The following is a 1,712-nucleotide window of genomic DNA, read 5'->3' as shown; positions in this document are numbered from 1 at the left end:
ATTCATAGCAAATAAAATATTTAAGTGAGCAAGGAATAAAATGACTTTAGATATTTTTGTTAGAAAAATTTATATAAAAAATCAGTTTCAATTATTAAGCATTAATACAATAACCACCATTAACTTTACAAAAGTAATATAAAATAAGAGCTTGCAGTAGCGTAGAATTCTTCTTGTCAAAAAGGATATATCATTCCTTTTTGTGCATTTTATAGCCTACATTTTCCCCAAGATGTAGGTTTTTTTTATGCCATAATTTTATTATTTATTAACTTTTTAAATTATAAATAAAAAAAGCCATAAAGGCTTTTTATACAGTTTCTGGTTTTTTCAATTGTTCTTGAATATAGAGATTCATATAGTATTGCTCTATATAATCATCAGCATAATTATTCGCTAATGTTTTTGTCGCTACTTGTTCATGCTTAGCATAGCAGTTCGTTTCCAAGTCCTTTTCAAGTACCCACCATTGGCGATTAATACGACGCACCTGAAACTTATCACTTTTATATTTTCTTTTAGCCATTTTCCTAAAATTACAATGTAGATAATAAAAGAGAGTTTCTACTGGAGTTGAAAGAACATGTCAACAAGCATAGTGTTTAATTGGCTAATTTGTGAAATCTAGGTTCTGAGTCCTGTTCAGTAAATATAAAAAAAGCCCTCATAAGAGAGCTTGAAATCTAAACAAATTTTGCAAGTTTAAAAGAAATTAACGAGATAGATTTTTTAAAAGCATTTTTAAGCTTTCCATCATTTTTTCTAACTGTAGAGGGGTAATACCTTCAAATGATTGCTCAAGTACTACGCTGGTTAGATCGTTAATTTTATTAATCATTTCAGTACCACGTTCAGTAAGATATACGCGTGTAATACGACCATCAGTTTGGCAAGAATATGTTTCAACTAAACCCTCATCTTTTAAGCGATAAACAATTTTAGTTGTAGTCGACATCTTTGAAATAATCATGTCAGATAGCTCAGACACGCTAGCGTGAGGTTTACTACTTAGCGCTAGCATAATACGTCGACGTGAGTTATCTAAGCCATATTTTTTAAGGGCATTATCAATATTTTGAACATATTGAGCATGGACCTGAGTAATCCAATAATATGGAAAATCTTCAAGAGTGAAAGATTCCGTTGTAGGTAAAAAACGCGCATACTTCTTTGTCATTGACTTTTCCCCATACCTTGGTGGATCGCATTTTATGAAACTAATTTTAATAGTTGAAAAATATAGTTTCACTAAGCAAGTTATATCAGGACTTTAAGTCATGAGCAAAATTTATATTGTTTGATTTAACAAGGACAAACTATAAATTTTGCTAATCTGATAAAACTTATTTCTTACCGTTTATTTGAACTTGGCTGCTCGCTTGTTCGTAAAATGAACGATACCTGTTTGCATGAGAATCCTAGAAAAAAAAAGTTGTTTTGAACGTGACATTTCTATAAAAATTTTTTGTCTATAAAGTCATAATTATAAAAAATCAATCCATTTAATAAAGAAATGTTTAATTTAATCAATAGTTTAATTTGGTTTGAAGTACTTAAAATTTACCATACATTTAATATAATTCATCTTTTAATCTAAACTATTAAAATTTATCTTAGTTAGTTAATTGAAAAATAAAAAATTTTCACTTTTCTTAGGAGTTTTGATTTTTTAACTTTTTATTATTTGTTTAACTTGAATATTAGATTAATTG

The 1,712-nt window shown here is 28.1% G+C and carries 2 protein-coding genes; both read right to left on the bottom strand.

The window, feature by feature from the left end:
* Window positions 1-310 precede the first annotated feature (310 nt).
* The gene (locus tag ACH8JV_RS19340) at window positions 311-526 is read right to left on the bottom strand and encodes a hypothetical protein (RefSeq protein ID WP_002050718.1); all 216 of its coding nucleotides are present in this window, start codon (window positions 524-526) and stop codon (window positions 311-313) included.
* A gap of 186 nt (window positions 527-712) precedes the next feature.
* A complete protein-coding gene (locus tag ACH8JV_RS19335) occupies window positions 713-1,177 on the bottom strand; it encodes a MarR family winged helix-turn-helix transcriptional regulator (RefSeq protein WP_002050629.1) in 465 nt (154 codons plus the stop codon).
* Window positions 1,178-1,712 lie beyond the last annotated feature (535 nt).

The organism is Acinetobacter sp. ABJ_C5_2, from assembly GCF_044538485.1.
Classification (GTDB): Bacteria; Pseudomonadota; Gammaproteobacteria; order Pseudomonadales; family Moraxellaceae; genus Acinetobacter; species Acinetobacter nosocomialis_A.
This window is presented reverse-complemented; position numbering and strand designations above follow the sequence as displayed.

Excerpts from the sequence above, each read along its gene's own strand:
- ACH8JV_RS19340 (WP_002050718.1), bottom strand. The coding sequence starts at position 526 with ATGGCTAAAAGAAAATATAAAAGTGATAAGTTTCAGGTGCGTCGTATT.
- ACH8JV_RS19335 (WP_002050629.1), bottom strand. The coding sequence starts at position 1,177 with ATGACAAAGAAGTATGCGCGTTTTTTACCTACAACGGAATCTTTCACT.